This is a genomic window from Metabacillus herbersteinensis, from assembly GCF_042433335.1.
GTDB lineage: Bacteria > Bacillota > Bacilli > Bacillales > Bacillaceae > Metabacillus > Metabacillus herbersteinensis.
The window spans coordinates 22,924-46,455 of record NZ_JBHLVO010000011.1; the positions used below are offsets into that span (position 1 = coordinate 22,924).

Sequence of the window (23,532 nt, forward strand, 5' to 3'; positions counted from 1 at the left end):
ATTAACTCTTTTTAATAAAGTCGGGCATTTCATTCACACTCATATTAAACGTTGGCGTTCGCTTTTCAATAAAAGCAGCCACGCCTTCTTTCGCATCTGCTTGATTGCCAGCCCAGTGTAAAAATTTAGACTCAAATAGATGTGAATTTGCCGGACTTTCCGTTCCGAGCATGTGCCATAGCAACTGGCGAGAAAATGCATTAGAAACACTAGAGGTATTCGCGACAATTTCACCTGCAATCTCTAAAGCTTTCTCAAGGGCGTCTTCCACTACGTAATTGACTAAGCCACTCGAATGTGCTTCTTCCGTAGAAATCATTCGACCTGTCAACACCCATTCCAGTGCTTTACCAATCCCCACAATTTTCGGTAAAAACCAGCCACTGCATGCTTCCGGTCCTATCCCCCTTCTACCGAAAACGAAGCCTAACTTCGCACCTTTTGTGAAAATCCGAATATCCATTGGCAAGGTCATGGTGATTCCAACACCGACAGCAGTTCCATTTATGGCCGCAATAACAGGTTTTTTTAGGTTATATACTTGTAAACTCAATTTTCCACCAGTATCCCGATAATTATCTGCCGATTTCTCAGAAGAAAATGTTTCTACTCCACCAGACAAGTCAGAACCGGAGCAAAAAGCTCGTCCGCTCCCTGTCACGATTACTACTCGAACTTCATCATTTTCATCTGCTTGTTTATAGGCTTTTAACAATTCTTCGAGCATTTGTTCGTTGAATGCATTCAATACACTTGGTCGATTGAGTGTAATGGTCATAATGTTATTTTGGACATCTATTAAAATTGTCTCAGACAAATGTTTTCACATCCTTTGCAGCCCCTTTATATTCCTCAACCAAATGCTGGACAACTTCTGTAACACTCTCGATAGAATGAATTTTAGTGACACCTTGGCCTGCTGACCAGATGTCCCGCCAAGCTTTGACGTCGACCATATGTGACAAATCTACTGTATCTAAAGGTTTTAAAGAAGCCGGATCAATGCCATTTTTTATTAAACTTGGAACTAAATAATTGGCACTTACCCCACTAAATGAATCCGTGTATAGAATATCTTCAATGGTAGATTCGATTAACATCTCTTTATAGGCATCGGGAGCAACACTTTCCAATGTGGCTATAAACCTCGTGCCCATGTAAGCAAAATCTGCCCCCATTAAACGTGCGGCCATTACATCTTTGCCGTCAGACAAGCCACCTGCCAAAATCGTATAGCCCTCCCAAAATTCTTTCACAGCTGCTAAAAAAGCAAATGGATTTAACGTTCCTGCATGTCCACCAGCACCTGCACAAACTAAAATCAATCCATCTACGCCAGTCTTTGACGCCTTCTTCGCGTGTTTTAAAGTTGTGACATCGGAAAACACCAAACCGCCATACCCATGTACCACTTCGGTTACTGCGCCTGGATGACCCAACGAAGTAATCACGATCGGTGGTTCATATTTTCGAATTAACTCCAAATCTGAATCTAATCGTTTATTCGTTTTATGCGAAATAAAATTAACTGCCCATGGCTCTATAGGCAATGCAGCTCTCAATTCTTGTAACCACTCTTCACATATTTCAGCAGTCCGTGCATTTAATAGAGGAATCGAGCCGACAACTCCACTTCTACTGGATGCAATCACTAACTCTGGACTAGATACAAGAAACATAGGAGCAACGATAACTGGTATTGCTAACTTATCAAACATAATCAAAACATCCTCCCTAAAAGCTTTTTATAATAACGGATATTCCTTGTCCTCCACCGATACATAAACTCGCCAAACCATATTTCATTCCTTTTCGCTGCAACTCATATGCTAGTGAAAGAACAATGCGTGTTCCACTAGCGCCAACTGGATGACCCAAAGCAATTGCACCACCGTTCACATTTGTCTTTTCACGTTCTAAACCAAGCTCCTTTTCAACAGACAAGTATTGAGATGCGAATGCTTCATTTATTTCAATTAAATCCATATCTTCAATACGTAATCCCGCACGTTCTAGTGCTTGTCGAATGGCTGGTACAGGACCTATTCCCATAATGGAAGGATCCACACCTGCTACTCCCCAAGCAATTATTTTTGCTATTGGTTTCAAACCTTTTTCTCTTACTGCTTTTTCACTTGCAACAATAACGGAAGCTGCTCCATCATTGATTCCACTTGCATTACCAGGGGTAACCGAACCATCTTTTTTGAATGAAGGTTTTAATGAAGCTAATTTCTCAAGCGTCATTTCGCCTTTAATATGTTCATCCTCCGAAATGGATCTAGTCCCTTTTCGATTAGAAACTTCTACAGCAACGATTTCTTTTTCAAATACTCCCGCTTCCCGTGCTTTTACTGCTCGTTGTTGACTAAGCAGTGCATATCCGTCTTGTTGTTCACGTGATATCTTGTGCTGGTCAGCTAGTTTCTCTGCAGTCATCCCCATGCCGCTACCAACGTACTCATCTGTCAACGTACACATCAACATATCTTCGAACTGCATCGATCCGGTTTTGGAACTACCAAATCGTGACGTGAAATTGGCATAAGGAGCCATCGACATGTTTTCTGCTCCACCTGCTAACACGATGTCTGCTTCATTTAATAAAATAAGTTGAGCAGCAGATACAATCGATTGTGACCCCGAACCACACAGTCGATTGACTGTATACGCTGGCACTTCAGCTGGTACACCAGCTTTTAATCCGATATGACGCGATATAAAAGACGCATTGGTATGCGAGTGAATCACATTCCCATAAATCACATGGTCGATTTGACTAGCTGTCACATTCGCTCGCTTTATTGCTTCTACTGCAGTTGCAACACCCAAATCAACTGCATTCACTTGTGCAAATGATCCTCCAAAACTTGTAAAAGCAGTTCTAGCTCCATCTACTAAATAGACTTCCGTCATACTCTTACCTCCCTTGTTTCTTCGAAAAATATTCAATATCACACTCCGTCATTTGAAAATCAGCAAATGTCACACTTCACAAACATTCCTCAAAACCCCTTTGTGTCTGTTGATGAAACTTACTTAACAACCTTTAACAAATATTCAGCATAAATTTCTTGTAGCTCCTCCATTGATTTTCCACCTTCTGGGCTATACCACTGTTGAATCCAGTTCATCGATCCCAGCAAAATCATTCGCGCAATTTTTGGTTCCCCTATCGTAAATTCCCCTTTAGCTATGCCCTCACGTATCACTTTGTCAAACAATCCAGCATACTCGTTACGAATTAACAAAATTGGATTCAATTGTTCAGTCGAAAATGTCTGATCTGGCTTAATAATCATATTAAACGTTTCTTTTTCTTCAATGGCATATTGGATATGTGTCACAATCATCCTTCTTAGCTTTTCTTCATTTGAAATCATCTCATTTAGATGTCCCTGCAACTCTTCATTAGCTTGTGATAACACCATTTGATGGCACTGAAAGATTAAATCTTCCTTGTTTTTAAAATAGTAATAGAGAGATCCCTTAGTCATGAGAAGTTCCGCAGCAATTTCATCCATCGTCGCCCCTCGGTAGCCTTTCCGGTTCACTATCTTCACTGCCGATAAAATGATTTCTTCTTTCTTCTTCAGTAATTTCTTCTCTGAGAGCTTCACTGAACCCCCTCCCAACACTTAAAATTCGAGTTTCCTGGCTATAATTATCTTCAACATTTCCGTAGTGCTAGCATAAATAATTGCGACTGATCACGGAATCTTCTAGCAATCTAGTACTCTTCCATATAGCCGTATCCCCAGTGTAGATGCAAACACTCGCCAGCTACTCGTTTCGCCATTTCACATATCCACCACTTCGACACTTCTTTTACCATATCTTCTTCTAATTGACGTGCTGTTAACTGATTCCCATTCGTTTGGAAAACTCCTAACATTATCCATAAGACTTTTAGGAACAAATCATGCTCTTCCGTCATAAAAGATGCCCTCATATGACTAAGGCTCATTTTTTGAACCATGTTTAATTATCTGAAAATTCTTTCTCTACTTATCATTATAATTCTTCATTATTAAATGTAAATATATTTTTTGAACAAAGTTTAAAAATTGAACAAAAATAACTATAGAGAATCCTATGCTAACAAATAGTGAAATAAACATCTTATAATTTGTTTAATTTTTAAACACTCAAAGAAAACGTATTTGATATATACAAGTAAGAGGCACATTATTAATACCACTTACAATAAATAAAAAGCGTCGAGGACTATTCCTCCCAACGTAGTTATTATTAGTAATCCATCCTTCTCTTCTTCTGCCGCATAATTAACTAAACACCTTTTTTTGGAAAGTTAAATTTTAATTTATAAAGCTCTGATTTCAGTTTCTCTTTCGTTAACAAAGGGAATTAGGTAGTTGTTAAGAATGCGAGGGGAGCTACTGAAAATGCAATTAACTGAGGCACATTCAAAAGCTAAAAATAAAGTTAAACATGCGAGTACGAATCCAAAGCCATGGATCCGACGCTTTGCACAGATTGGGTATTTTTCAAAGGGAGCCGTTTATATTTTGGTTGGTATTTTATCTTTAATGGCTGCACTCGGAATTGGTGGAAAAACAAGTGATACAAGTGGTGTTTTCTCTACATTAGCTAGCAAGCCGTTTGGAGAAATTCTCATCTGGCTCATTGCCATCGGTTTGATTGGGTATGTCATGTGGCGACTTATTCAAGTAATAAAAGACCCTGAACAAGAAGGAACAGACTTGAAAGGAATTTTCATAAGAGTCGCGTATTTAATCAGTGGAATTATCTATGGTAGTTTAGCTTTTAAGGCGATCACAATTGCTTTGCACGCGGGAAATAGCTCAGGAAATTCAGAACAGTCCACATCTGCTAAATTATTGTCCCAGCCTTTTGGCCAGTGGTTAGTAGGAATTCTAGGATTAATCATTATTGGATATGGAATTTACGAATTTTATAATGCTTATAAAGAAAAGTTTGCTGAAAAATTTAAAGTAAGTGAAATGAACAAACATGAAATACGGATTGGGAAAAAAGCTGGAAAGATCGGTCTTTCTGCACGAGGCATTGTTTTAAGCATAATTGGATACTTCTTCATCCGTACCGCTCTCACAGCAGATCCTGATCAAGCAAAAGGCATGGATGGCGCACTAGCAGAAATCGCGCAAGAGCCATTTGGACAATGGATGCTCGGGTTAGTAGCGATTGGGTTGATCCTTTATGGGGTGTACTTGGTTATTAAAGGAAGATACCGTCATATGAATATTGGATAAGGAAAAATAAGCACTTACAGAAGGAGAGCTGAACTTTGGCTCTCTTTTTTGTACGAAAATTAACGAAAATTGAGATATTTGCACGAGAAACCGGGTATATGCACGGGAATCGAGATATTTGCACGAGAATCGGGATATATGCACGAGATCCGAGATAATTGCACGAGAATCGAGATATTTGCACGAGAATTGAGATATTTGCACGAGATCCGAGATAATTGCACGAGAATCGAGATATTTGCACGAGAATTGAGATATTTGCACGAGATCCGAGATATTTGCACGAGAATCGAGATAATTGCACGAGTATCAAGATATATGCACGAGAATCAGAGATTCAATATCTTCATTAGAAAAGCTATTGGAGCTTTATAACTTCGTTTTAATTGTTTAGAAGATATCACCGGTGGTTCTCTAAGAAAAATTACTAAATAAAAGAGACTTGCGTAAAAATTACGCAAGTCTCTGTAAGTCTGAAACTTAAGGAATAATTGGTCCATCATTATTATTAGATCCCGGGTTTGCACCAAAGTTATTCAACCCTTGATTCATACTATTAGGGTTTGTGTTTGGTTTACTAACAGGGTTTCGATTTACTGGATTTGTGTTTGGTTTACTATTAATACTTGGATTGCCTGGATTCATTGGTGAGTTCGACTTCATTGCCTCTTTATCAATCGATGTTTTTTCAATGGTACGATCTAATTTTGATAGATAATTAGAAGCAAAATCTTTTCCACCTAAACCGAATGCTAGTCCAAATGCTAGTGCAAAACCACCCAGTATGAGAATAAACGCTGAGTTGACGATTGAATCTGCAACACCTAGTTGATCAAGAGCCATAAAGAATGCGAGGGCAATGATCGTGTATTTTGCAATTGAACTAATGAGCTTAAATTCTGGCCCTTTAACAATGTTTAAAAGAATTTGCTTTACAAAGTTACCAAGGAATAAACCTACCGCTAAAATAATAACGGCTGCAATCACACTTGGTAAATAGGCAATCACACCAGTTGCGAGTGTCACCATAAAGTCTAGATTAACAAGTTGTAATGCTTCGACTGTAAATAATAAGACGATTAAGATTTGGACGATATTTCCGATGATTTTTGAAAGAGATGTGTTTGACTGAGCTGGATTCCACTGACCAATTCCCATTTTGCTCATCATTGCATCTATTCCCATTCTTCCGAGTAAGGTTGAAACCATGGTTCCAATGAAGCGTCCTGCCCAGATCCCGACCATAATTAACACGATCGCAACAGCTATATTTGGAAGCATTGTTAGAACATCATTTAACATTGCGATTGCAGGCTCTGAAATTCCATCAATGTTTAGCTGTTCAAGAGCAGAAATGGCGACTGGAATTAAAATTAACACATAAACGATGTTTCCGATAAATGAAGAAATCGTTATGCCTTGTACAAGTTTTGTTAATCCAATACGCCCGGCAAGTCTTTCAGTCCCGATAGACTGTAAGAAGTTTGTTAAAATATCGCGAACAAGCTTTGCGACAAACCAGCCAACTACCACGATGAGCGCAGCAGCCAGTAGTCTTGGGATAAATGATAGGAAGCTATCAACCATTCCAGAGAAAGGCTCTGACACGCCAGTAATTTGTAGTGCTGATAGAACACCTGGCAAGAAAATCAGTAAAACAAGATAGAAGACAATTTTAGCTGCGTTGTCTATCAATCGATCCGCGTCTTCCTTTGTTTCTGCAGCATTTATCTTTTGAAGAACACTATCCATTCTTCCTCGTTTACCTACTTTTTGAATAAACATTTTTAATAGAGTTGCAATCACATAAGCTAATACTAGAATTAATGCAGCTTTCAGTACGTTTGGAACAAATGCCGTTATTGAACTTAACATGCCAATCAATGGAGTTGCAATAAAGCTTAAGCTTAAAATGTTGAAAAACCAGATAAACACAAACGCTAAGATTATGTAGTAAATAACTTTACTTACTACCTTTTCGACCGGGTATTTTTGTGGTTCTCCAGTTGAATGGAGCTTGTCATTTATTTTGGATTTACGTAGTGCCTTTTCAATCCCTTTTTCGATTACCTTAGCAACAAGCCATCCAATTAATAAGACTGCTAGAGCTAATATTAAATCGGGAAGTTGATTTAAATACCCATTCCAATCATTAAAGTATCCGTTGTTTTGCATTCACTTCAGCTCCTAAAGTCGATTTTGTTAGTAAGACACTAGTAGAATACCCTTTCTATTTCTGTGTAAACCTACTAGTGCTAGGGAGAAGAGTTCTTTTTTATCTCTTCAATTCAGTTTAAAGGTCTACGTTTAAGTGAATGTAGTAGTAAGATAGTTAACTAAGATTTTGGAGGAGTATCTGTGGAAGAAGCGTTACTAAATTTACTTGGAACAGCAGCTGTAATCTTCTCGCTTTTTATCATTGGTTTCTTATCAATTAAGATTCGAATCCCAAATATTATTCTTTTTATTCTATTAGGAATAGTTCTAAGCAGCTTCATTGCAGAAAATGAAATGCTGGAATTAGGCAGCGAGGTTGGAATCATTTTGTTATTTTTCCTACTAGGACTAGATTTTCCAATCGATAAATTAGGTGACGTGTCAAAAAAGGTTTGGAAAGCAGGCATCCTTGATATTTTGTTATGCTTCGGAGTCTCGGTAGGGATCAGTCTATTGTTTGGGTTAAGTTTCACCATGTCTCTTCTACTCGGTGGTGTGCTATATGCAACGAGTTCTTCCATTACAGCAAAATTACTAGAGAACTATGATCGCGGTGAGAACAAAGAATCAGAATTCATCCTAGCTTTATTAATCTTTGAAGATTTATTTGCCCCAATTACAGTTGCAATCTTGTTAGGCATTTCCTCTGGAGAAGAGTTTGGAGCTAGTGAATTAGTGCTACTACTAGGAAAAATTATTCTCTTAACCGTTGGTGCACTGGTAATTGGGCGCCTAGCCTCTAAAAAACTTCGAATCTTCATCGAACAAATCAATCATGAGGACATTTATATTCTCTTTACCATTGGACTTGCATTAGGATTTGGTGGAATAGCTCTATACCTAGAGCTTTCTGAGGTATTAGGAGCATTTTTAGCTGGGATCATACTAGCAGAAACGAAAAAAGTGAAAGAAAGTGAAAGAGTTACACTCCCACTTCGGGATCTTTTCCTGCCGATCTTTTTCCTATCTTTTGGAACAACAATTACAGTAACAGAAGGAATTCCTACACCATTTTTATTGGTTGTTCTTCTCATATGGGGAATTGTTGCGAAAATTATTGTCGGCGGGCTCGGTGGTATTTGGTTCGGACTAGATAAAAAACCCTCTCTACAAGCAGGTTTATCAATTACCCAACGAGGAGAATTTTCCGTTATCTTTGCAGGCTTCGCAACCGAAGGAGCTAAAATTGTATCAAGTCTTTATGTGCTTTTATCAAGCATCACAGGTGTTGTACTATTTATGCTTGCTCCCAGGATTACCACTCTTTTCTTTAAAAAGAAAAAATAAGTTTCTCTTTTCATTAACTCGGTCATCAACTAAAATCAGCTTATAAGTGGATTGTTCCTGACAGGGGGTTGGATAAATGAAACCGGAAATTAAGTGGCTTAGTAAAGGTGAACCAAAAATTCTTACCCATCATGGTAATGAGTACAAATCTGGGATTAGTAAAGATTCTGTAGAAGAAATTGATGTTACCTTTCAAAGAATAATCGGAGATGATGTTGAAAACCATCAATATCACGGTGGCCCTGACCGAGTCGTGTGCGTATACCCATTTGAACATTATCCCTTTTGGGAGCAGAAGTTCGGAACAGAGTTACCTCATGCTGCGTTTGGAGAAAACTTAACCGTTACCGGAATGAAGGAAAGTCAAGTATGCATCGGTGACATTTTCCGAATTGGTGATACGCTCCTCCAAGTTGCGCAAGGACGGTTTCCTTGTGTGACAATTAACATGCATACTCATCAGGATGAACTTCTTAAAGAAATTTTCAGAACCGGGTACACAGGGTACTTTTTTCGAGTGCTTGAGGAAGGTAAAATTTCGATTAACTCTACAATTGAACTTGTTAAAAAGCATCCATTGGAAGTAACTGTAGCGATGATTCACTCAACCTATTTTGATGATCCAAGGAATTTAGAAAAAATTGAACTTATTTTATCGGTAGAGGAACTTGCATTAGATTGGCGTGGGAAGCTAGAGAAGTTAAAAGTAAAAGCGCTCAACTCGAACAGGTAATTTTTCAAAAGGAGAAAAAATCATGAATTTAGCACTTTTTCAGAAATACGTTGAGTCTTTTTGTAAGGAAAAAGGATTTGAGGGTGTAACCATTGAACAACGTATGCTTTTTCTACAAACTGAAGTAGGTGAGCTTGCAAAGGAAGTTCTCCTACATCCGCATACCTCTATTAATGATCGAGATGAACTGAAAACGAGAATTGGACTTGAAATGTTTGATATAATCTGGAATGTCGCCGAGCTTGCCAACAAGTTTGACATTGATTTAGAAGCGGCCTTTAAGGAAAAAATGGAGATTAATCGAGATCGAGTTTGGTAGCTTATTTTAAAGACAGAGTGGCGAAGCTTCTTATGAAGATCACCACTCTGTCTTTTTATTGACGTGTGACTAGTCTCTAGGATTAATTATTGCTAACACCTGATGGTCTTCCCAAGTTCCATTTATCTTAACATTCTTCCTAGCAATTCCTTCTCTATGAAAACCTGCTTTTTCTAACACTCGAATCGATCCAATATTATGGGGCATTACACCTGCCTCTATGCGAAGTAACTTTAACTCATTAAAGGCATAGTCCACAATTAATTTAACAGCTTCTGTCATATACCCTTTCCCATATTATGCTTTTCGTCTAAAAAATAACCGATGAAAGCGCTTTGAAGAGAGCCACGTAGCACTTGAAATAAATTAATTGTACCGATTAGGGTATCATCCTTTTTAAAAATCCCAAAGTGTGTCATTTATTCTATCTTCCTCAGACTTCATGATCCTATACACCTTGGCAAATGAGTTAAACATCGGTGAATCGAAACTAGCAAACTGAAATAAGCAGATCAGTGAGATTGTCACACATATAGTAGCAATCAAAGAAACGATTGATACCTTAAAAGGATAATTAAAAAAGCTTTTCATACAACCTCATTATCCAATCGAAACATTCTATTTACATCGCAAATGCACTTGGTTAAAACTGTTACACTAAATTCTCCACCAAACACCATATCCCCTTCTTCATCTAATTCTTTCAACAAAAAACTTCTTCCCTTCACATTCTTCCTACCCCAACCTACTTGGATCAAAGCCAGGTTCATACCCCGTACCTTTTTCTGTTGCACCCTGATAATTATGATCATGCTTAGGTCGATTTGGTTGATCATAAATAACACCGCCGTATTCAGTCGGCAACGGCTGATCATAATTAAAATAAGTTCGACCCGCAATCTCATGATAATGAGTCCCGTCTGGTAACGCAATTGCAGGTCCGGTTTTGCCATAATATCGATGATAATGCTTATTTTCAAAAGAGGTAATGCCTCGGTACAGATGGTAATGACCATCATAACCATTTCCGTTCACTGTTCTTGTATAACCTTCAATTTGATGAAAATGATTGCTACTCATTGTTGTTTTTGCTATATAATAATGAACATGATGAGGTTTAAGCAAATTGACATCCCCTCCTATTACTCACATCTTATTAAATTCGTTTGTTTCTAATCTGGAAAATTGTCTACATCTTCTTTTCTTAAAACTTACAAACTTCTGCCCTCATTTGTTAAAATAAACAATAGGTACATTATACGAGGAGGAGAAACATGAGTATTTTTAAACGCGTCAGCAATCTGTTTCGTGCTGAAAAAAACAAAGATCAAGAAGTTGAAGCAAAACGAACAATACACAACTTAAAAGTAAACGACATTATTACATACGACCTTGAGGACTATCTTGTCGTTGGGAAGCTAGTCTATAATCACGGAGGATATATTTGGAATGCGTATAACTTAAAAGGTGATACAGGATACATTTGGCTTAGCGTTGAAGTGGACGATGAAATTGAGCTTGGCATTTTCAAAAAAATTCAAACGAAAATACAAACCCCTGATCATCATAAGCTTGAGATTGACGGAAATGTGTATTACCAGGAAGAACAAGGAGAAGCGTCAATTACAGAAGTCGAAGGTCAAGCCGGAGCAGTTGTCGGTCAACGGGTTCAATATTGGTCATACGAAGTGGACGAAGATCAAAGCCTACAATACCCTTATCTGTCGGTTGAAAAATGGGGCGGAGACCTCGAGATTTCAAAAGGTTACAGCATTAGTGAGCATGAATTGACGATATTGGCTGGGTCTTAAAAGTTCAGCTCTCATTTCTATTAGAGTTTTTAGCCTTTTTTATACTTACTTTGATGGAATATAACAAATCACTTAGGAACAGAATAAAAAAGCTACGTATTTACACTCTAATTTGAAATGAGGGTCAAATTATGGCTGAAAGAGATAGTCACAAAGGACAGCAAAAAAAGATGAAAAAAGCAAGTGATGCCATCAATACCGACAAAGACTTCGGTAATGATTTAGCAGAAAAAAAGCAAAACGAGAAAAGAGACAGAAAACAGTAACGTGATCCCTTTTGGCAATAAATAAAATAGCCTATTAACAGACTACTAACATAATTAGGGGTCTGTTTTTTTTGTTATTAAGTTGTTTTGTGTTGGGAGCATAACCATAAGTGCAAGTATTTTAAGAAAAAGAAGGAATTTTTTCGTATGGAATTCATTTTGTTGCTCTAATCGTTGTTTTTTTACAATTAATATCGTTGGGATGAAATAGTTGGGCTAGATTTGTCGTTTATTTTGCCTTGGAGACGTTTTATCTACGAAAAATAATCTTCGAAAATCGTCTTTTATCTTCGAAATTTCCATTTTATCGACGTTTCGACAAAACACCACTTTTTTCAGCCTACCTACCCTTGTGGGAAGATCGTAACAATAAAAAAACAGTGGGTATCTCAGCTGTTAAGAGAGATATACTCACTGCTTCTTTAATCTATATTTAAGACCTACTACTCGCTTTTCTTCCCAATCTTCGCCTTCATTGCTGCAAGCTCATCTTCAATCTTTGGATTTCCGATCGATTCTAATTCATCATCAAGTGATTTGTTAGAGCCTCTTAAATCTTCAGATGTTTCTGCTTCTGCCTCGAGCTGCATGATTTTATCTTCAAGACGGTCAAAGCCTTGACGAGCATTATCCGTTCCAAATGATGACATCGCTTGATTCATTTCTTTTTGTGCTTTTGCTGATGATGCACGTGCTTTTAATGTATCTTTACGGTGTTTCATTTTTTCAAATTCGCTTTTCATTTCAGACAATCTGCTACGAAGGTCTTCCGCATTTTGTTTAGCTGCATCATAAGATCCTTGTAATTCTACAAGCTTCTTTTCATACTCCTGCTTATCAACAAGTGCTCTTCTTGCTAAATCTTCATTGCCTGCTTCTAAAGCTTTTAATGCTTGCTCCCCACGCTTTTCAACCATTTCTTCTGCGTCTGAAAGCTGCATTTTAAATTTCTTTTCAACAGTAATTTGTTTTGCCACTGCACGTTCTGCTTCGAGAATATCCGCAGACATGTCTCGTAAGTATTGTTCTAATAGCTTTTCTGGATCCTCTGCCTTGTCTAATGCTGCATTTACATTTGACATCACATTATCGCGAATTCGTTTAAATAAACTCATGTTCATTCTCCTTCCGAGCTTTTCAAAATCCCTACATGCTTATTATATAGAAAAAAGCACAATTATGCAGTTCATTTGCGTTTTATTACCAAAACAATGGTACTTTGGTATATAATAAGTTGGTGTATTGAGGGAAAAATAGATTAAAAAGCTTCAAAAAAGGAGGGCAACGATGAAAAGCTTCAAGAAACTCATTGTACTTGTTATGACATTGTCTTTGCTGGTTGCCTGCTCAGCAAAGAATAGTATCGAAAATGCCTATCCACTTGTGGATGTGTTGAACGATGATGTGGGAAATGAATCAAGTGTATACCTTGCTGAAGGAGATTCAGTTCCAGTAACGGCAAAGAAAATTGCAGCTGCAAATAAGCCGGTTGAAATTAGTAAAGAAGATGAGGAAAAATGTTCTTGGTCTATGATGATCATTTAGTACAGGTTATGCGAGATGAAGAAACGGCGACGAACTCATTAGTTGAAGTTTCAGATAAAGAGTTTGTCCGCAGAAATTTTAGTCCTTCATTATTAGAATCCTACGCGATCTTTTCCATTATCAACTCGTTATATAATTTCGGAAATCGCAATCGAACGGACAATCAATATGGTGGCTACGTTGGCTCAGGTGGTACTTACCAAAAATCGGGTGGATCAATTGGCTCAGTGCGCGGTCAAGGTAGTACTCAGCGCGGTGGCGGCCCAGGATTCGGCAAGTAAACCCTTCTACATAAGTGTTCGCAATTCATCTTTTAAATTGTTATTTTCAGCATAAGTTTTCTAAATAAAGGAGGATCTCAATGATTTGGTCTGAAATTATGGACTTTCAAGAACTATGGTCCACATTATTATATTTTGTCGTGTTAATGGGTGTGACGGTTGGCTGTATGGCCATTTTTGAATTAATTACACCTTTTAACGATCGTGAGGAAATGAAAAACGGAAATACCGCAGTAGCCATACAATTTGCCGGAAAAATTGTCGGTTTATCTCTTGTGATGTTTTCAAGTATTTTTCATAATGCCTCACTATTAGCTGCTTCTGTTTGGGGAATCATTGGGTTTATCCTAATGTTAATCGGTTATTTTATTTTTGAATTCCTTACACCTGCTTTTAAAGTCGATCAAGAAATTAAAAATGGCAACAATTCTGTAGCTATTGTTGCAGCTTCTATTTCGCTTGCAATTGGCATTATTGTTGCGGGTTCGATATCATAATAGTAATCCTAGAAAGAGTGCAGTAAGTGCACTCTTTTTTCAATTTTCTTTAAAGGAGTTTCTTCAATGGAACAGGTAAATATTCAACCTGAAACGATTGCGCGCCAAAAAAGCCGCATCTTCACCTCGAGTGGAATTGTCTCCGTTTGCGGAATTGTCTACCAGGTCTTATATGGTGCAGCTGGGAGCTATCTTTTCGGGAATTCAACCCTTTTTTACTGCTTAACAATTGGTTTTTTTCTATCTGGAATGGGAATCGGAGCTTACATAAGCGAATGGTTTAAAAAAGAATTGCTATCGACATTTATTTACACAGAATACTTAATCGCCTTAATCGGTGGTTGCTCAATAACTGGTGTCTTTTTCATGCAAGCCTATTTCGGAGATGATCTTGCAAAGCTATTTCTCTATGTGGTGATCATCGTAACGGGAATGTTAACTGGGTTAGAACTCCCCCTTCTTATTCGAAAATCAGAAGAAATTGATGCAAATCTTCAGCAAAGCACAGCGAAAGTGTTGTTTTTTGATTACGCTGGAAGCTTGATCGGAACCGTTGCGTTTGCTTTTTTACTTCGTCCTTGGCTTGGTTTGATTCAGACTGCCTTTTTCATAAGTATCATTAATATTCTTGTCGCGATTTGGTTGAGTTTTGTTTTTAAAAAGGAAGTGAATCAGCGTTTTCATCGGACGATTGGCTTCTCAGTTCTTGTACTTTTAGTTTTCGGGTTACTTTTTGGGGAAAAATATGCGACAGGTTTAGAACAAAAGCTCTATCAGGATCCTATTATTTTTCAAGAGGACACCGAATACCAACGAATTGTGATGACGAAACGTCCAGGAGATTTGCGGTTATATTTAGACGGACAATTGCAATTCGCTGAAAGTGATGAATATCGCTATCATGAGGGACTTGTTCACATCCCAATGTCACTTGCGAGCAAGCGAGATTCCGTCTTAGTCCTTGGTGGGGGAGACGGTTTAGCAGTTCGGGAGCTATTGAAATATAACGATGTGAAAGAAATCACCGTCGTTGACTTGGATCCTGCAATGATCGATCTTGCAAAAAACAATGCCCTACTCCGTCAATTAAATGAGGATGCATTTTCGAATCCACTTGTAAAAATTAAAAATGAAGATGCGTTTTCTTTTCTGAAGAATACGACTGAAACCTATGATGTAATGATTATCGATTTACCTGATCCGAATAATGAAGCTCTCAACAAACTGTACACATGGGAGTTTTATTCTCTTGTCAGAAATGCTCTTACGCCTGAAGGCATAACAAGTATTCAATCAACAAGCCCTGTGTTTGCAAGAGAAGCATTTTGGACGATTAATGAAACAGTGAACCATGTGGGACTTCAAACAGCCAGCTACCACATTGATATTCCGAGCTTTGGTAATTGGGGATTCACCCTTGCATCACGTGCACCAATCGAAACTTCTAAAATCGATATTACCGTGGAAACAAGCTATCTAACAAACTCCCTTGTTCCAGCTCTCTTTCAATTTGGAAAAGATGAAGACGACTCTTTCACAGAGAATCTTAAGCCGAACTCTTTAAATCGTCCAATCCTGCTGGATTATTATGAGAAGGCTTGGAAGTATTATTGATGACTGATATCAGAACAAAAACTACCATATGTGCATAACGAGCTATGAGTAAAAACAGTTAGATCAAACGCAAAAAATCAGAAAAAAGCTGTTTTAACGGGCCTTTGGCATAGTTATAGCTAAATCAATAGCAGGATTTCCATACCCAAAATCAAATAACACTAAAACACCATTGTCTCTGACTCCCCAGTTCGTTGGGTTTGGGTCACCAGACTAAATATGATCTTTGCTTTTTCTTGTAGGAAATTTAGATTATCAGTTAATTCAAGGGGGAGAAATTGATGGACTCGTTCCATTGTTTCTTCATCCCAGAAAAAGTGATAAGGGTTTTTTAGATGTGAGAGTATTCACTTTAAAATTTCTTGATTATCCCAACTTTTCAAAGCCCATACTATATGATCTTTTGTATAGAGTGAGACTTCATCTAAACCTAGTTCTATAAAATTCCCGTTAACAAAAACAGCCCAATGTATATTTTTCTTCGGAATCGAGTGAATACCGTTGATGGAAATAATATTCCCGTTAGATTCTTCTATCTCAAACGCCCTTTTCGTCACTTCATATAATGTTTCTCCTTCTTGAAATGAAACTTCCTTTGAAATAATAGTCTCATTTTTATCATTTATTATTCTAAACGTGCCCATTGACTCTAATGCAAGTGTTGGAGAGTAGACAAAAAAGAGGAATAAAACTAAGGATGCTGCTATCTTTTTAACAAGCATTTTTCAATCTCCTTTTAGCGAATTTTCTTCATATTGTGCGCAATTCATCAAATATTATTTATAAATTCAGGGTTTTATAGATTCTGTAATACTACTCTAAATGACCATTTAAGTTCTTAAGCTCACTTTTATAAAGACCTATTTCCAACAATATATCTTTTATCATTTCATATAATTTAATGGTTTCAATAAGACATTCATTGTAATAGTTTGAATAACTGGAACAAGACCAGAAGCTATTAAAATGGCTCCTTTAGTCAATGAATTTAAAAAATATAAGAAATTTGAAACTTATGTGTGCGTAACTGCTCAACATCGTCAAATGCTTGGTCAAGTGTTAGTCTCCGCAAACGGAACAGATAAAATTTTAAGCACCAAAAAACCCACCCTTTGAATGAATTTCGTATCTATGGCGTAGTATTGCCAATAATCACCAAAATATGTTTTCAAAAGCGCTGTAGAAACCTAATGTAAAAAACCGCCTATCCACGGACAGATGGCTGTGATTTAAGGATTGCTAAGCTTTGGAATGGTAATCCCTTTAGAAGAAGAGGTATGTATGAATTCTCCGTTTCCGACATAAATACCCATGTGGGGAGCTCCTAGTTTACATGTCGTAAAGAACATAAGGTCACCCAGGAGAATAAATTGTAGGAAGCCCCGAAATAAAAGCTTATTTCGAAGATGTAGATATCTTGACTTACGTTGGAGGCCTAACGAATATACCAAGAGATGCGTGTACAGCATGTAATGTAGCTGCCACTGCAGCGGCTACCGTTTGTACAGCTGAAACAGCAGGAGTTGCTCCTTATTGCATGTTTGCCTGACCTTTATCAGAGTAATGTGACCATTCATTAGTTAGGATAGAAACATGTCACACAAGGAATGCACCGTCTTAACCTTGATGGTAATTATCAATCCTCTGGTCTATCCTCCTCAAACTTTCCAATGCCCGTTTTTCACTGAGAGTGCGGGAATGATGAAAACCCCCTTCTTCCTCATCTTTTTCATCCGCCCATTTTATGACAGTCTGTAGAGGTGTTCGAATGACATCTCCTCCAGGTAAAAAAGAATCCGTATGAAATAAAATGGCGAGTGCAATTTCTTTAGCTTTGATGGGGTTTTCTCCAAGACGAATTAATAATTTATGAGCACGTTCAGCTCCTTTGATGGCATGAATATCGTTCTGTTTATATAAATCATAGTCCCACTTACCATCGTGATACCAGGTGTAATGACCAATGTCATGAAGAAAGCCTGCCTTTGCGGCACTATCAACGTCCAAACCTCTTTCTCTCGCTAATCGAAAGGAGTGATAAGAAACAGCAATAGCATGAGATAAACCGGAACGGGTTACATACTTTCGAGCAATATGATGATTGAAAATGTCAACCATTCTAACATCACGCATAGAAGAACTCCCTTATTAATCTACTCTTTTTTTACATTATTATAATTCCTACTGGACTCTTATACCATTAAGGTCAGGCATTCATACTTAGGAACGTTGGGGAGTCTTAAACGTCCCAAGCGCTTCGCCGATGAGTTATCTTAAACTCAATTCCATGGCCTATATGGAAAAGACGGTATGCTGGAAGAAGGAACAATTTAAGCCCGATTGAATACAAACATTATCACCCTAAAAAGGTTGTCTAGTTTAGTGCTAACACACCCCACTTTGAATTCCTATTCTCTAATGATAAGATAGTCTTTTGTTTTCATTCTGACGATTTCTGCTTTTAATGCTTTTGCAATATCAGCAGTTATTTCTTTTTGTTCCTCCTCGTTCTGTGCTAATAGTGTAAGAGGTTTGCCGGAAAGAACACGATCCTTATTAAGTGTAATAACAGCTAAAATATCATATTTTGGCTCTATGTTCGACTCTCTTCCCATATCATTACCTTCCTTTCAAGTTTGTTTTCATGACGGAATTAGATTTTTTAACACTTTCCAGTAATGGACATTTTTTGACCACTTCAATGAAAGCATCCATATCTTTTTTTATGGGGATAAGAGCAACGACAACTCTTCCATTTTCAAAGTCTCTCCTAGTAAAATGATAACGTTTTAATCCTAATGATCTAGTTGCTTCAAACAGTGCCGCTTGACGTTGACCAAAATTTTCCAAGTTGATGCGAAAATGGTTTTCATTTGGATAAATCACAACCGCCATTCCTTCATCTGTAAATAGCTTTTGCGCTTGGTCACTTCCCAGTTGATTACTGATAAACATTCCATCTACAAATAGTTCAGATCCCTTAACTTCAATTTTACCGGTTTTAACTTGAGCAATATCACCAATCGTTTTTCCTTTTGATATTCTAATTAACAAATACAGAAACACTAGACCAACTGCAATCCCTACTATGATACCAACCCATCCTTTAAATGGGACTATTTTGATGGTTATAGATGTAATTAAAGCTACTACTAATGAAAAATAATTTCTTGCTTCAAATGTTTTAGCGATGCCATCAATATAAGCTTTTCCTCTGTATGTAAATTCAGTTTCTTCTAAGTCAATTAAACTTTCTTTTTCCATTTTACGAACATCCCGGAATTGCTGGATAGCTAAAGTTAAAAAGGTTACGGCTATAAAGTTTTTACTTAACAACGCTGGAACGGCTACTGCTCCTAAGGACGCAGCAACAAATCCAGTAATTAAATGAATTAAATAGCCGTTTGGATAACTCGGATACTGTCGAAAATCCTCCTTCAAAGTGATTATGCGAGCAAAAGTTCCGATTATAATGGCTGTAATAATAATATGTAAATCCGACGTAGTTAAAAACTCTTTTCCTGACATAGTTACACCTACATTTTTCTATTTATTACTTAGAAGTTTGGACAAAATGTTTAAGAAACATTCATCACTGATAGAATTAGTGAGGTCTAGTCTATTATTTAGTTTTAACAACCTATTTAACTTCGTGCCTTTCAACATTTTAAATATTCCAATGATGAATTAAAATAGGGTTATGTTCACTAAAGTGGTACTTACACGTTATCAACTTTCTGTCGAGTATTTCATACATTAGTTCATAAGCCTAAAAGTCTTAAAGGAGAGGAATTGTATGCAAATTAATACGGTCTCAACCGTTGAAAATATTAGTACTGAACATGTAAACGGTCGAACGGTTATCGTAATTGATGTACTCAGAGCATCAAGTACAATTGTAACAGCTCTAGACTCTGGTTTCGCTTCTATTATTCCAGTTAGAACTGCCGATAGGGCACTTTCTTTACGCTCTTTAAATACCGTCATTGCCGGGGAGTGGCATTTAAAAAAATTTGATGGATTTGACTACAATAATTCACCTACTGACCTTAAAAAAAAGGACCATACGGGAAAACATCTTGTTTTAATAACTACAAATGGTACTAAGGCGATTGAAAAAGCTGCTCAAGCTGAAAGGTTGTTAATTGGTTGTTTTCTAAACGTCTCAGCTTGTGTGAAAGAAGCAATTATTCAAAATAGCGATATTACAATTTATTGTGCTGGTACTCGAAATGAATTTGCTTTTGAAGACGGACTTGCGGCAGGAATGATGGTTCATTTATTAAAGAAACAGGCCGCTTCAATCGAGACCTGTGATTTTTCGGATGCAATGGAAGCCTGCTTTCTTCAGCTGGCTCACCAATTACCTAAACTCCTTTTTACAACCACTACTGGTAAAAGGTTGGTCGAAAACCAATATGGAGAAGATATTCAATACTGCAGTCAAATAGATCTTTCGCAAATTGTTCCAATTTTGAAAGGAAATAGAATACTTTCTTTGTCAGACACATAACCCTGTATAGAAGAATTGGGACAGGGGTGTGAATAACAATGAATATTTCTTCTGGTGAATTATCACTTGTAATTCTTATCATTATAGGTTTAATTGGTCGCTCTCCAATAATAGCCACAGCTGCGAGTCTTTTATTGGTGTTAAAATTGTCTTCACTGGATCGTTATTTTCCAATGTTGGAACGGCGCGGCTTGGAACTAGGGCTTTTGTTTTTAACGATTTCTGTATTAGTACCATTTGCAAGCGGAAAAATTAGCGGGAAAGACATCTTACTCCTCCTTACAACACTTTCGGGAGCTGTAGCCCTTGCAGGAGGAGCGCTTGCTACATATATGAACGGAAAAGGATTGGAAATGCTTCGTGTTGAACCACATATGGTAGTCGGTCTTGTTATTGGTTCAATTATCGGAATCGTTTTCTTACGTGGCATTCCGGTCGGCCCTCTTATGGCAGCTGCAATCACTGCTTTATTAATGAAAATTATATATTTAGTATCAAAAATTTTCTAGTAATATGATATAGGTACTTTTTTTCTTTTTAAAATAGTGTTCCCAATTGTTGTTTTCCTCCTGTTTCCTTTTTTTCACTTTTATCAGGTTTAATTAAAAAAAAGGCTAAAATCAAGGTAAACAAGCTTAATCCGGCCATACTTAAAAATACTGTCTTATGTGATATACTCATCAACCAGCTAAAAAGAGGGGGCCCGAATGCTACACCGAGAAAACGGACACTTCCATATAAAGAGGTAATCATTCCTCTTTCCGCTTTCTCAACGGCTCCCGTAATCAATGTGTTTAAACAAGGCAACAAAAGACCTGTTCCGATACTACCCAAAGTTAAAAGACCAATCATGAGATAAACTTGTTGAAAGAAAGATACAACGAACATTGAGCCGGTTAAAAGCATTAGCCCCATGACCATTACCTTTCTAATTAATGGTTTGTTCTGTTTTATTTTAGTACCGGTTAAATAAGCCGTGACCACCATTCCCAATAATGGAATTGCGAGAATACACCCTTTAATTACTCCTTCAATTTTAAGCCTTTGTTCCAAAACATCTGATAAATAAAATAAAACACCAAAAAGAATAAACAAGCCTACAGAACCCACAAAAAATGCAGGAATCAACCATTTTCCTTTCTGTTTAAATATTTGCTTCAGAGCCCCAAGATACTCAGGAAGAGGTTTCCCCTCCATTTTTTTCTTTTCCTTTACACTGAACCAAATGAAAATAGCCGTCGCAAAACAAAGAATAGGGAAGGTGAAAAATACCGCGTACCACGTAATAAGAGCGATGACCGATCCTATAATTGGCGACAAAATTTTACCTGCCCCATTTGAAGACTCGATAATACCCAGCGCTTTACTTTCTTGTTCCCCTGAATATAAATCACCGATTAGAGCCATAGCAATAGGTGCAGTACCAGCTGCTCCAATTCCTTGAACAATTCGTCCGATTAGAATCATTATGTATGAATTTTCCATTAACCAGGCTGATAACCCTGAGATAATTCCCCCGATTCCGTAGATCACTAGTGAACCAACAATAATCCACTTACGACCAAAGCGATCGGATAAATAGCCGACTAATGGAATGATTAAACCTGCTGAAAGAGAAAACATCGTTATGATAAGGCTTACTTGAAATTGGGATAAGTCTAATTTAGATTTCATGGTGGGAAGTACCGGGACCAGCATAGAATTTCCTAGTACCATTACCAATGGTATAAAAGTTATAGCAATCATGGCAACCCTTCCCTGTTTTTCCTCCATTTTTCTTCCTCCAATTTAATTTCTGTTCTCTTTTTACCTTTTCCTTTATCTAATTTTTTAATTCAAACCATAATGATGAATAAATGTTATTTTTTTTCATAACCTAGTTCTGATTAAATAAAACAGGATGTTAGCATAAGGATTTGTTCCTTCTTTACTTTAGTGAGTAAGAACTTTTGACTCGTTTATTCGATTGTTCCATACATATACTTGAAAAGGCTGAGGTCTTGCCGTCTGATATTTAAGTTATATATTATGAAATGAAAGGCAGGCAACTCATTTGAAAATTAAAAAAGTGGAAACTTTTCCATTGCTATATCATCTTCCTGAGCCTTATGGTGATGCAAACGGATATAAGAAATATCGTACATGTTTTTTATTTAAAATTACGACAAATTCGGGAATACAAGGGTGGGGAGAATGTATCGATTGGCTACCTACCTTAGAAAAAGGATTTCAAGATCGTATCATTCCCTATCTACTAGGCAAAAAAGCGACAGATAGGATACAGATTGTCAGCGTTGTAAAAAAATGGAGTGAGAGGGCTGCCACAGGAATAAGCATGGCACTTACAGAAATTGTTGCAAAATCAGCGGGGCTTTCAGTTTGCGATCTATGGGGAGGGAAATTGAGAGATTCGATCCCAGTTTATGCATCGTTTCAATCGTATTCGGAAAAGGAAGACTGGATAAACCATTCTTTGAAATTAATTGATCAAGGGGTAGGTATTGGATTTAAAAAGATAAAGGTGAAAATTGGAGGAAAAGTGCTGCAAGAGGATCTAGCTCATATCCAGTCTATCCAAAAAATGTTGGAAGAAAAAATCCAACTTGCACTAGATGCGAATCAAAGTTACGATGCTGCAACTGCACTTAGATGGGATCGTTATTTTAGGGAATGGTCAAATATGTTATGGTTCGAGGAGCCAATACCAATGGACCGGCTGGTAGACTACAAACTATTACGTGCCAATTTGTCAATTCCAGTCGCAGGGGGAGAAAATCTAAAGACAACCGCCCAGTTTCTTCCTCTGTTAAAAGAAGGGGTGGTTGATATAATTCAACCTGATGTAATGCATGAAAATGGGTTAGATGGATATCGTGAAACCATACATCTCTCCCGGGCTTTTGGATTACGGAGTTCCCCTCATACATTTGACGGACCTCTTTCAAGGCTGTATGCCCTTTTTGTCCAGGCCTGTTTGCCACCCTGGAGTAAAATGGATAATGATAAAATTGAGCCTGTCGAATGGGATGTAATGGAAAATCCGTTTACTTCGCTCTTCTCGGTACAACCAACAAACGGTTCAGTAACTATACCTGAAGGCATTGGCATCGGAGCACTGCTGGATATGGACAAGGTGAAGAAATATCGATGGGATAGATCCGTCTACCATTAAGCTAAAAACTGGAGTAAAAAAA

Annotated in this window: 28 protein-coding genes and 3 pseudogenes; 15 read left to right on the forward strand and 16 right to left on the reverse strand. The window is 37.5% G+C overall.

Going from position 1 to position 23,532, the window contains the following annotated elements:
* Window position 1 precedes the first annotated feature (1 nt).
* From ACFFIX_RS13905 to ACFFIX_RS13925, 5 genes and pseudogenes are all read right to left on the reverse strand, one after another.
* Complete coding sequence (locus ACFFIX_RS13905; RefSeq protein WP_378934927.1) at window positions 2-817, reverse strand: enoyl-CoA hydratase-related protein; 816 nt, start codon at window positions 815-817, stop codon at window positions 2-4.
* On the reverse strand, window positions 810-1,718 hold the full coding sequence (locus tag ACFFIX_RS13910) for an NAD(P)H-dependent flavin oxidoreductase (RefSeq protein WP_378934929.1): 909 nt from the start codon (window positions 1,716-1,718) through the stop codon (window positions 810-812). Before ACFFIX_RS13910 ends, ACFFIX_RS13905 begins: the two co-directional genes overlap by 8 nt.
* A gap of 16 nt (window positions 1,719-1,734) precedes the next feature.
* A complete protein-coding gene (locus ACFFIX_RS13915; protein WP_378934931.1) occupies window positions 1,735-2,916 on the reverse strand; it encodes an acetyl-CoA C-acetyltransferase in 1,182 nt (393 codons plus the stop codon).
* 119 nt (window positions 2,917-3,035) lie between these two features.
* Window positions 3,036-3,620, reverse strand: coding sequence for a TetR/AcrR family transcriptional regulator (locus ACFFIX_RS13920; protein WP_378934933.1), 585 nt, complete (start codon window positions 3,618-3,620; stop codon window positions 3,036-3,038).
* 18 nt (window positions 3,621-3,638) lie between these two features.
* Window positions 3,639-3,871 (reverse strand): annotated as a pseudogene (locus ACFFIX_RS13925) (acyl-CoA dehydrogenase family protein); the annotation flags it as partial.
* A 535-nt stretch (window positions 3,872-4,406) separates the two neighbouring features.
* Here ACFFIX_RS13925 and ACFFIX_RS13930 point away from each other — a divergent pair.
* On the forward strand, window positions 4,407-5,255 hold the full coding sequence (locus ACFFIX_RS13930) for a DUF1206 domain-containing protein (protein WP_378934935.1): 849 nt from the start codon (window positions 4,407-4,409) through the stop codon (window positions 5,253-5,255).
* A gap of 480 nt (window positions 5,256-5,735) precedes the next feature.
* On the opposite strand, the gene ACFFIX_RS13935 is transcribed toward ACFFIX_RS13930, so the two are convergent.
* Window positions 5,736-7,430, reverse strand: a complete 1,695-nt coding sequence (locus ACFFIX_RS13935) for a mechanosensitive ion channel (RefSeq protein WP_378934937.1) — start codon at window positions 7,428-7,430, stop codon at window positions 5,736-5,738.
* 183 nt (window positions 7,431-7,613) lie between these two features.
* On the opposite strand from ACFFIX_RS13935, the gene ACFFIX_RS13940 reads away from it, so the two are divergent.
* The 3 genes from ACFFIX_RS13940 (at window position 7,614) to ACFFIX_RS13950 (ending at window position 9,811) form a co-directional block, all read left to right on the forward strand.
* A complete protein-coding gene (locus ACFFIX_RS13940; protein ID WP_378934939.1) occupies window positions 7,614-8,759 on the forward strand; it encodes a cation:proton antiporter in 1,146 nt (381 codons plus the stop codon).
* 76 nt (window positions 8,760-8,835) lie between these two features.
* Window positions 8,836-9,492, forward strand: a complete 657-nt coding sequence (locus ACFFIX_RS13945) for an MOSC domain-containing protein (protein ID WP_378934941.1) — start codon at window positions 8,836-8,838, stop codon at window positions 9,490-9,492.
* A 22-nt stretch (window positions 9,493-9,514) separates the two neighbouring features.
* Window positions 9,515-9,811 carry a pyrophosphatase gene (locus ACFFIX_RS13950; RefSeq protein WP_378934943.1) on the forward strand — a complete coding sequence of 99 codons (297 nt, stop codon included), beginning with the start codon at window positions 9,515-9,517 and terminating at the stop codon, window positions 9,809-9,811.
* Between the two features lie 69 nt (window positions 9,812-9,880).
* Here ACFFIX_RS13950 and ACFFIX_RS13955 read toward each other — a convergent pair.
* From ACFFIX_RS13955 to ACFFIX_RS13965, 3 genes and pseudogenes are all read right to left on the reverse strand, one after another.
* Window positions 9,881-10,224, reverse strand: a pseudogene (locus ACFFIX_RS13955) (GNAT family N-acetyltransferase); the annotation flags it as partial.
* A gap of 174 nt (window positions 10,225-10,398) precedes the next feature.
* A complete protein-coding gene (locus ACFFIX_RS13960) occupies window positions 10,399-10,539 on the reverse strand; it encodes a hypothetical protein (RefSeq protein ID WP_378934945.1) in 141 nt (46 codons plus the stop codon).
* Window positions 10,540-10,546: 7 nt separating this feature from the next.
* Window positions 10,547-10,936, reverse strand: coding sequence for a YmaF family protein (locus tag ACFFIX_RS13965; RefSeq protein ID WP_378934947.1), 390 nt, complete (start codon window positions 10,934-10,936; stop codon window positions 10,547-10,549).
* Window positions 10,937-11,085: 149 nt separating this feature from the next.
* Between ACFFIX_RS13965 and ACFFIX_RS13970 the strand changes: the two genes are divergently transcribed.
* Window positions 11,086-11,622, forward strand: coding sequence for a DUF4178 domain-containing protein (locus ACFFIX_RS13970; protein WP_378934949.1), 537 nt, complete (start codon window positions 11,086-11,088; stop codon window positions 11,620-11,622).
* A gap of 131 nt (window positions 11,623-11,753) precedes the next feature.
* The gene (locus tag ACFFIX_RS13975) at window positions 11,754-11,888 is read left to right on the forward strand and encodes a hypothetical protein (RefSeq protein WP_378934951.1); all 135 of its coding nucleotides are present in this window, start codon (window positions 11,754-11,756) and stop codon (window positions 11,886-11,888) included.
* 443 nt (window positions 11,889-12,331) lie between these two features.
* On the opposite strand, the gene ACFFIX_RS13980 is transcribed toward ACFFIX_RS13975, so the two are convergent.
* Window positions 12,332-13,003 (reverse strand): PspA/IM30 family protein, encoded by a 672-nt coding sequence (locus tag ACFFIX_RS13980; RefSeq protein ID WP_378934953.1) that lies wholly within the window; start codon window positions 13,001-13,003, stop codon window positions 12,332-12,334.
* Between the two features lie 172 nt (window positions 13,004-13,175).
* On the opposite strand from ACFFIX_RS13980, the gene ACFFIX_RS13985 reads away from it, so the two are divergent.
* From ACFFIX_RS13985 to ACFFIX_RS14000, 4 genes are all read left to right on the forward strand, one after another.
* Entirely contained in the window at window positions 13,176-13,433 is a 258-nt protein-coding gene (locus ACFFIX_RS13985) for a DUF4247 domain-containing protein (protein WP_378934955.1), read from the forward strand.
* The gene (locus ACFFIX_RS13990; RefSeq protein ID WP_378934957.1) at window positions 13,406-13,714 is read left to right on the forward strand and encodes a hypothetical protein; all 309 of its coding nucleotides are present in this window, start codon (window positions 13,406-13,408) and stop codon (window positions 13,712-13,714) included. The genes ACFFIX_RS13985 and ACFFIX_RS13990 overlap by 28 nt, the downstream gene beginning before the upstream one ends.
* 80 nt (window positions 13,715-13,794) lie before the next feature.
* Window positions 13,795-14,211 carry a DUF350 domain-containing protein gene (locus tag ACFFIX_RS13995; protein ID WP_378934959.1) on the forward strand — a complete coding sequence of 139 codons (417 nt, stop codon included), beginning with the start codon at window positions 13,795-13,797 and terminating at the stop codon, window positions 14,209-14,211.
* 66 nt (window positions 14,212-14,277) lie between these two features.
* Window positions 14,278-15,825, forward strand: coding sequence for a polyamine aminopropyltransferase (locus ACFFIX_RS14000; protein WP_378934961.1), 1,548 nt, complete (start codon window positions 14,278-14,280; stop codon window positions 15,823-15,825).
* A 347-nt stretch (window positions 15,826-16,172) separates the two neighbouring features.
* Here the strand turns inward: ACFFIX_RS14000 and ACFFIX_RS14005 are convergent, their stop codons facing one another.
* Window positions 16,173-16,547 (reverse strand): DUF4430 domain-containing protein, encoded by a 375-nt coding sequence (locus tag ACFFIX_RS14005; RefSeq protein WP_378934963.1) that lies wholly within the window; start codon window positions 16,545-16,547, stop codon window positions 16,173-16,175.
* Window positions 16,548-16,791: 244 nt separating this feature from the next.
* Here ACFFIX_RS14005 and ACFFIX_RS14010 point away from each other — a divergent pair.
* Window positions 16,792-16,887 (forward strand): annotated as a pseudogene (locus ACFFIX_RS14010) (hypothetical protein); the annotation flags it as partial.
* Between the two features lie 167 nt (window positions 16,888-17,054).
* On the opposite strand, the gene ACFFIX_RS14015 reads toward ACFFIX_RS14010, so the two are convergent.
* Window positions 17,055-17,294, reverse strand: a complete 240-nt coding sequence (locus tag ACFFIX_RS14015; RefSeq protein WP_378934965.1) for an NlpC/P60 family protein — start codon at window positions 17,292-17,294, stop codon at window positions 17,055-17,057.
* On the opposite strand from ACFFIX_RS14015, the gene ACFFIX_RS14020 reads away from it, so the two are divergent.
* The gene (locus ACFFIX_RS14020) at window positions 17,243-17,374 is read left to right on the forward strand and encodes a hypothetical protein (RefSeq protein ID WP_378935195.1); all 132 of its coding nucleotides are present in this window, start codon (window positions 17,243-17,245) and stop codon (window positions 17,372-17,374) included. The genes ACFFIX_RS14015 and ACFFIX_RS14020 overlap by 52 nt on opposite strands.
* A gap of 68 nt (window positions 17,375-17,442) precedes the next feature.
* On the opposite strand, the gene ACFFIX_RS14025 is transcribed toward ACFFIX_RS14020, so the two are convergent.
* The 3 genes from ACFFIX_RS14025 to ACFFIX_RS14035 form a co-directional block, all read right to left on the reverse strand.
* Window positions 17,443-17,958: an HD domain-containing protein gene (locus ACFFIX_RS14025; protein ID WP_378934967.1), complete on the reverse strand. Its 516-nt coding sequence runs from the start codon at window positions 17,956-17,958 to the stop codon at window positions 17,443-17,445.
* 275 nt (window positions 17,959-18,233) lie between these two features.
* Window positions 18,234-18,440 (reverse strand): capping complex subunit for YIEGIA, encoded by a 207-nt coding sequence (locus ACFFIX_RS14030; protein ID WP_378934969.1) that lies wholly within the window; start codon window positions 18,438-18,440, stop codon window positions 18,234-18,236.
* 4 nt (window positions 18,441-18,444) lie between these two features.
* A complete protein-coding gene (locus ACFFIX_RS14035) occupies window positions 18,445-19,353 on the reverse strand; it encodes a YIEGIA family protein (protein ID WP_378934971.1) in 909 nt (302 codons plus the stop codon).
* 268 nt (window positions 19,354-19,621) lie between these two features.
* On the opposite strand from ACFFIX_RS14035, the gene ACFFIX_RS14040 reads away from it, so the two are divergent.
* A complete protein-coding gene (locus ACFFIX_RS14040; protein WP_378934973.1) occupies window positions 19,622-20,338 on the forward strand; it encodes a 2-phosphosulfolactate phosphatase in 717 nt (238 codons plus the stop codon).
* Window positions 20,339-20,382: 44 nt separating this feature from the next.
* Window positions 20,383-20,847 (forward strand): DUF441 domain-containing protein, encoded by a 465-nt coding sequence (locus tag ACFFIX_RS14045; RefSeq protein WP_378935183.1) that lies wholly within the window; start codon window positions 20,383-20,385, stop codon window positions 20,845-20,847.
* A gap of 28 nt (window positions 20,848-20,875) precedes the next feature.
* Here ACFFIX_RS14045 and ACFFIX_RS14050 read toward each other — a convergent pair whose 3' ends face one another.
* Window positions 20,876-22,111 (reverse strand): MFS transporter, encoded by a 1,236-nt coding sequence (locus ACFFIX_RS14050; RefSeq protein ID WP_378934975.1) that lies wholly within the window; start codon window positions 22,109-22,111, stop codon window positions 20,876-20,878.
* A gap of 280 nt (window positions 22,112-22,391) precedes the next feature.
* On the opposite strand from ACFFIX_RS14050, the gene ACFFIX_RS14055 reads away from it, so the two are divergent.
* Window positions 22,392-23,510, forward strand: coding sequence for a mandelate racemase/muconate lactonizing enzyme family protein (locus ACFFIX_RS14055; protein ID WP_378934977.1), 1,119 nt, complete (start codon window positions 22,392-22,394; stop codon window positions 23,508-23,510).
* The last annotated feature ends 22 nt before the right edge of the window (window positions 23,511-23,532 follow it).

Excerpts from the sequence above, each read along its gene's own strand:
- ACFFIX_RS13910 (WP_378934929.1), bottom strand. The coding sequence starts at position 1,718 with ATGTTTGATAAGTTAGCAATACCAGTTATCGTTGCTCCTATGTTTCTT.
- ACFFIX_RS13915 (WP_378934931.1), bottom strand. The coding sequence starts at position 2,916 with ATGACGGAAGTCTATTTAGTAGATGGAGCTAGAACTGCTTTTACAAGT.
- ACFFIX_RS13930 (WP_378934935.1), top strand. The coding sequence starts at position 4,407 with ATGCAATTAACTGAGGCACATTCAAAAGCTAAAAATAAAGTTAAACAT.
- ACFFIX_RS13935 (WP_378934937.1), bottom strand. The coding sequence starts at position 7,430 with ATGCAAAACAACGGATACTTTAATGATTGGAATGGGTATTTAAATCAA.
- ACFFIX_RS13945 (WP_378934941.1), top strand. The coding sequence starts at position 8,836 with ATGAAACCGGAAATTAAGTGGCTTAGTAAAGGTGAACCAAAAATTCTT.
- ACFFIX_RS13950 (WP_378934943.1), top strand. The coding sequence starts at position 9,515 with ATGAATTTAGCACTTTTTCAGAAATACGTTGAGTCTTTTTGTAAGGAA.
- ACFFIX_RS13970 (WP_378934949.1), top strand. The coding sequence starts at position 11,086 with ATGAGTATTTTTAAACGCGTCAGCAATCTGTTTCGTGCTGAAAAAAAC.
- ACFFIX_RS13975 (WP_378934951.1), top strand. The coding sequence starts at position 11,754 with ATGGCTGAAAGAGATAGTCACAAAGGACAGCAAAAAAAGATGAAAAAA.
- ACFFIX_RS13980 (WP_378934953.1), bottom strand. The coding sequence starts at position 13,003 with ATGAGTTTATTTAAACGAATTCGCGATAATGTGATGTCAAATGTAAAT.
- ACFFIX_RS13985 (WP_378934955.1), top strand. The coding sequence starts at position 13,176 with ATGAAAAGCTTCAAGAAACTCATTGTACTTGTTATGACATTGTCTTTG.
- ACFFIX_RS13990 (WP_378934957.1), top strand. The coding sequence starts at position 13,406 with ATGTTCTTGGTCTATGATGATCATTTAGTACAGGTTATGCGAGATGAA.
- ACFFIX_RS13995 (WP_378934959.1), top strand. The coding sequence starts at position 13,795 with ATGATTTGGTCTGAAATTATGGACTTTCAAGAACTATGGTCCACATTA.
- ACFFIX_RS14000 (WP_378934961.1), top strand. The coding sequence starts at position 14,278 with ATGGAACAGGTAAATATTCAACCTGAAACGATTGCGCGCCAAAAAAGC.
- ACFFIX_RS14005 (WP_378934963.1), bottom strand. The coding sequence starts at position 16,547 with ATGCTTGTTAAAAAGATAGCAGCATCCTTAGTTTTATTCCTCTTTTTT.
- ACFFIX_RS14015 (WP_378934965.1), bottom strand. The coding sequence starts at position 17,294 with ATGCTGTACACGCATCTCTTGGTATATTCGTTAGGCCTCCAACGTAAG.
- ACFFIX_RS14025 (WP_378934967.1), bottom strand. The coding sequence starts at position 17,958 with ATGCGTGATGTTAGAATGGTTGACATTTTCAATCATCATATTGCTCGA.
- ACFFIX_RS14030 (WP_378934969.1), bottom strand. The coding sequence starts at position 18,440 with ATGGGAAGAGAGTCGAACATAGAGCCAAAATATGATATTTTAGCTGTT.
- ACFFIX_RS14035 (WP_378934971.1), bottom strand. The coding sequence starts at position 19,353 with ATGTCAGGAAAAGAGTTTTTAACTACGTCGGATTTACATATTATTATT.
- ACFFIX_RS14040 (WP_378934973.1), top strand. The coding sequence starts at position 19,622 with ATGCAAATTAATACGGTCTCAACCGTTGAAAATATTAGTACTGAACAT.
- ACFFIX_RS14050 (WP_378934975.1), bottom strand. The coding sequence starts at position 22,111 with ATGGAGGAAAAACAGGGAAGGGTTGCCATGATTGCTATAACTTTTATA.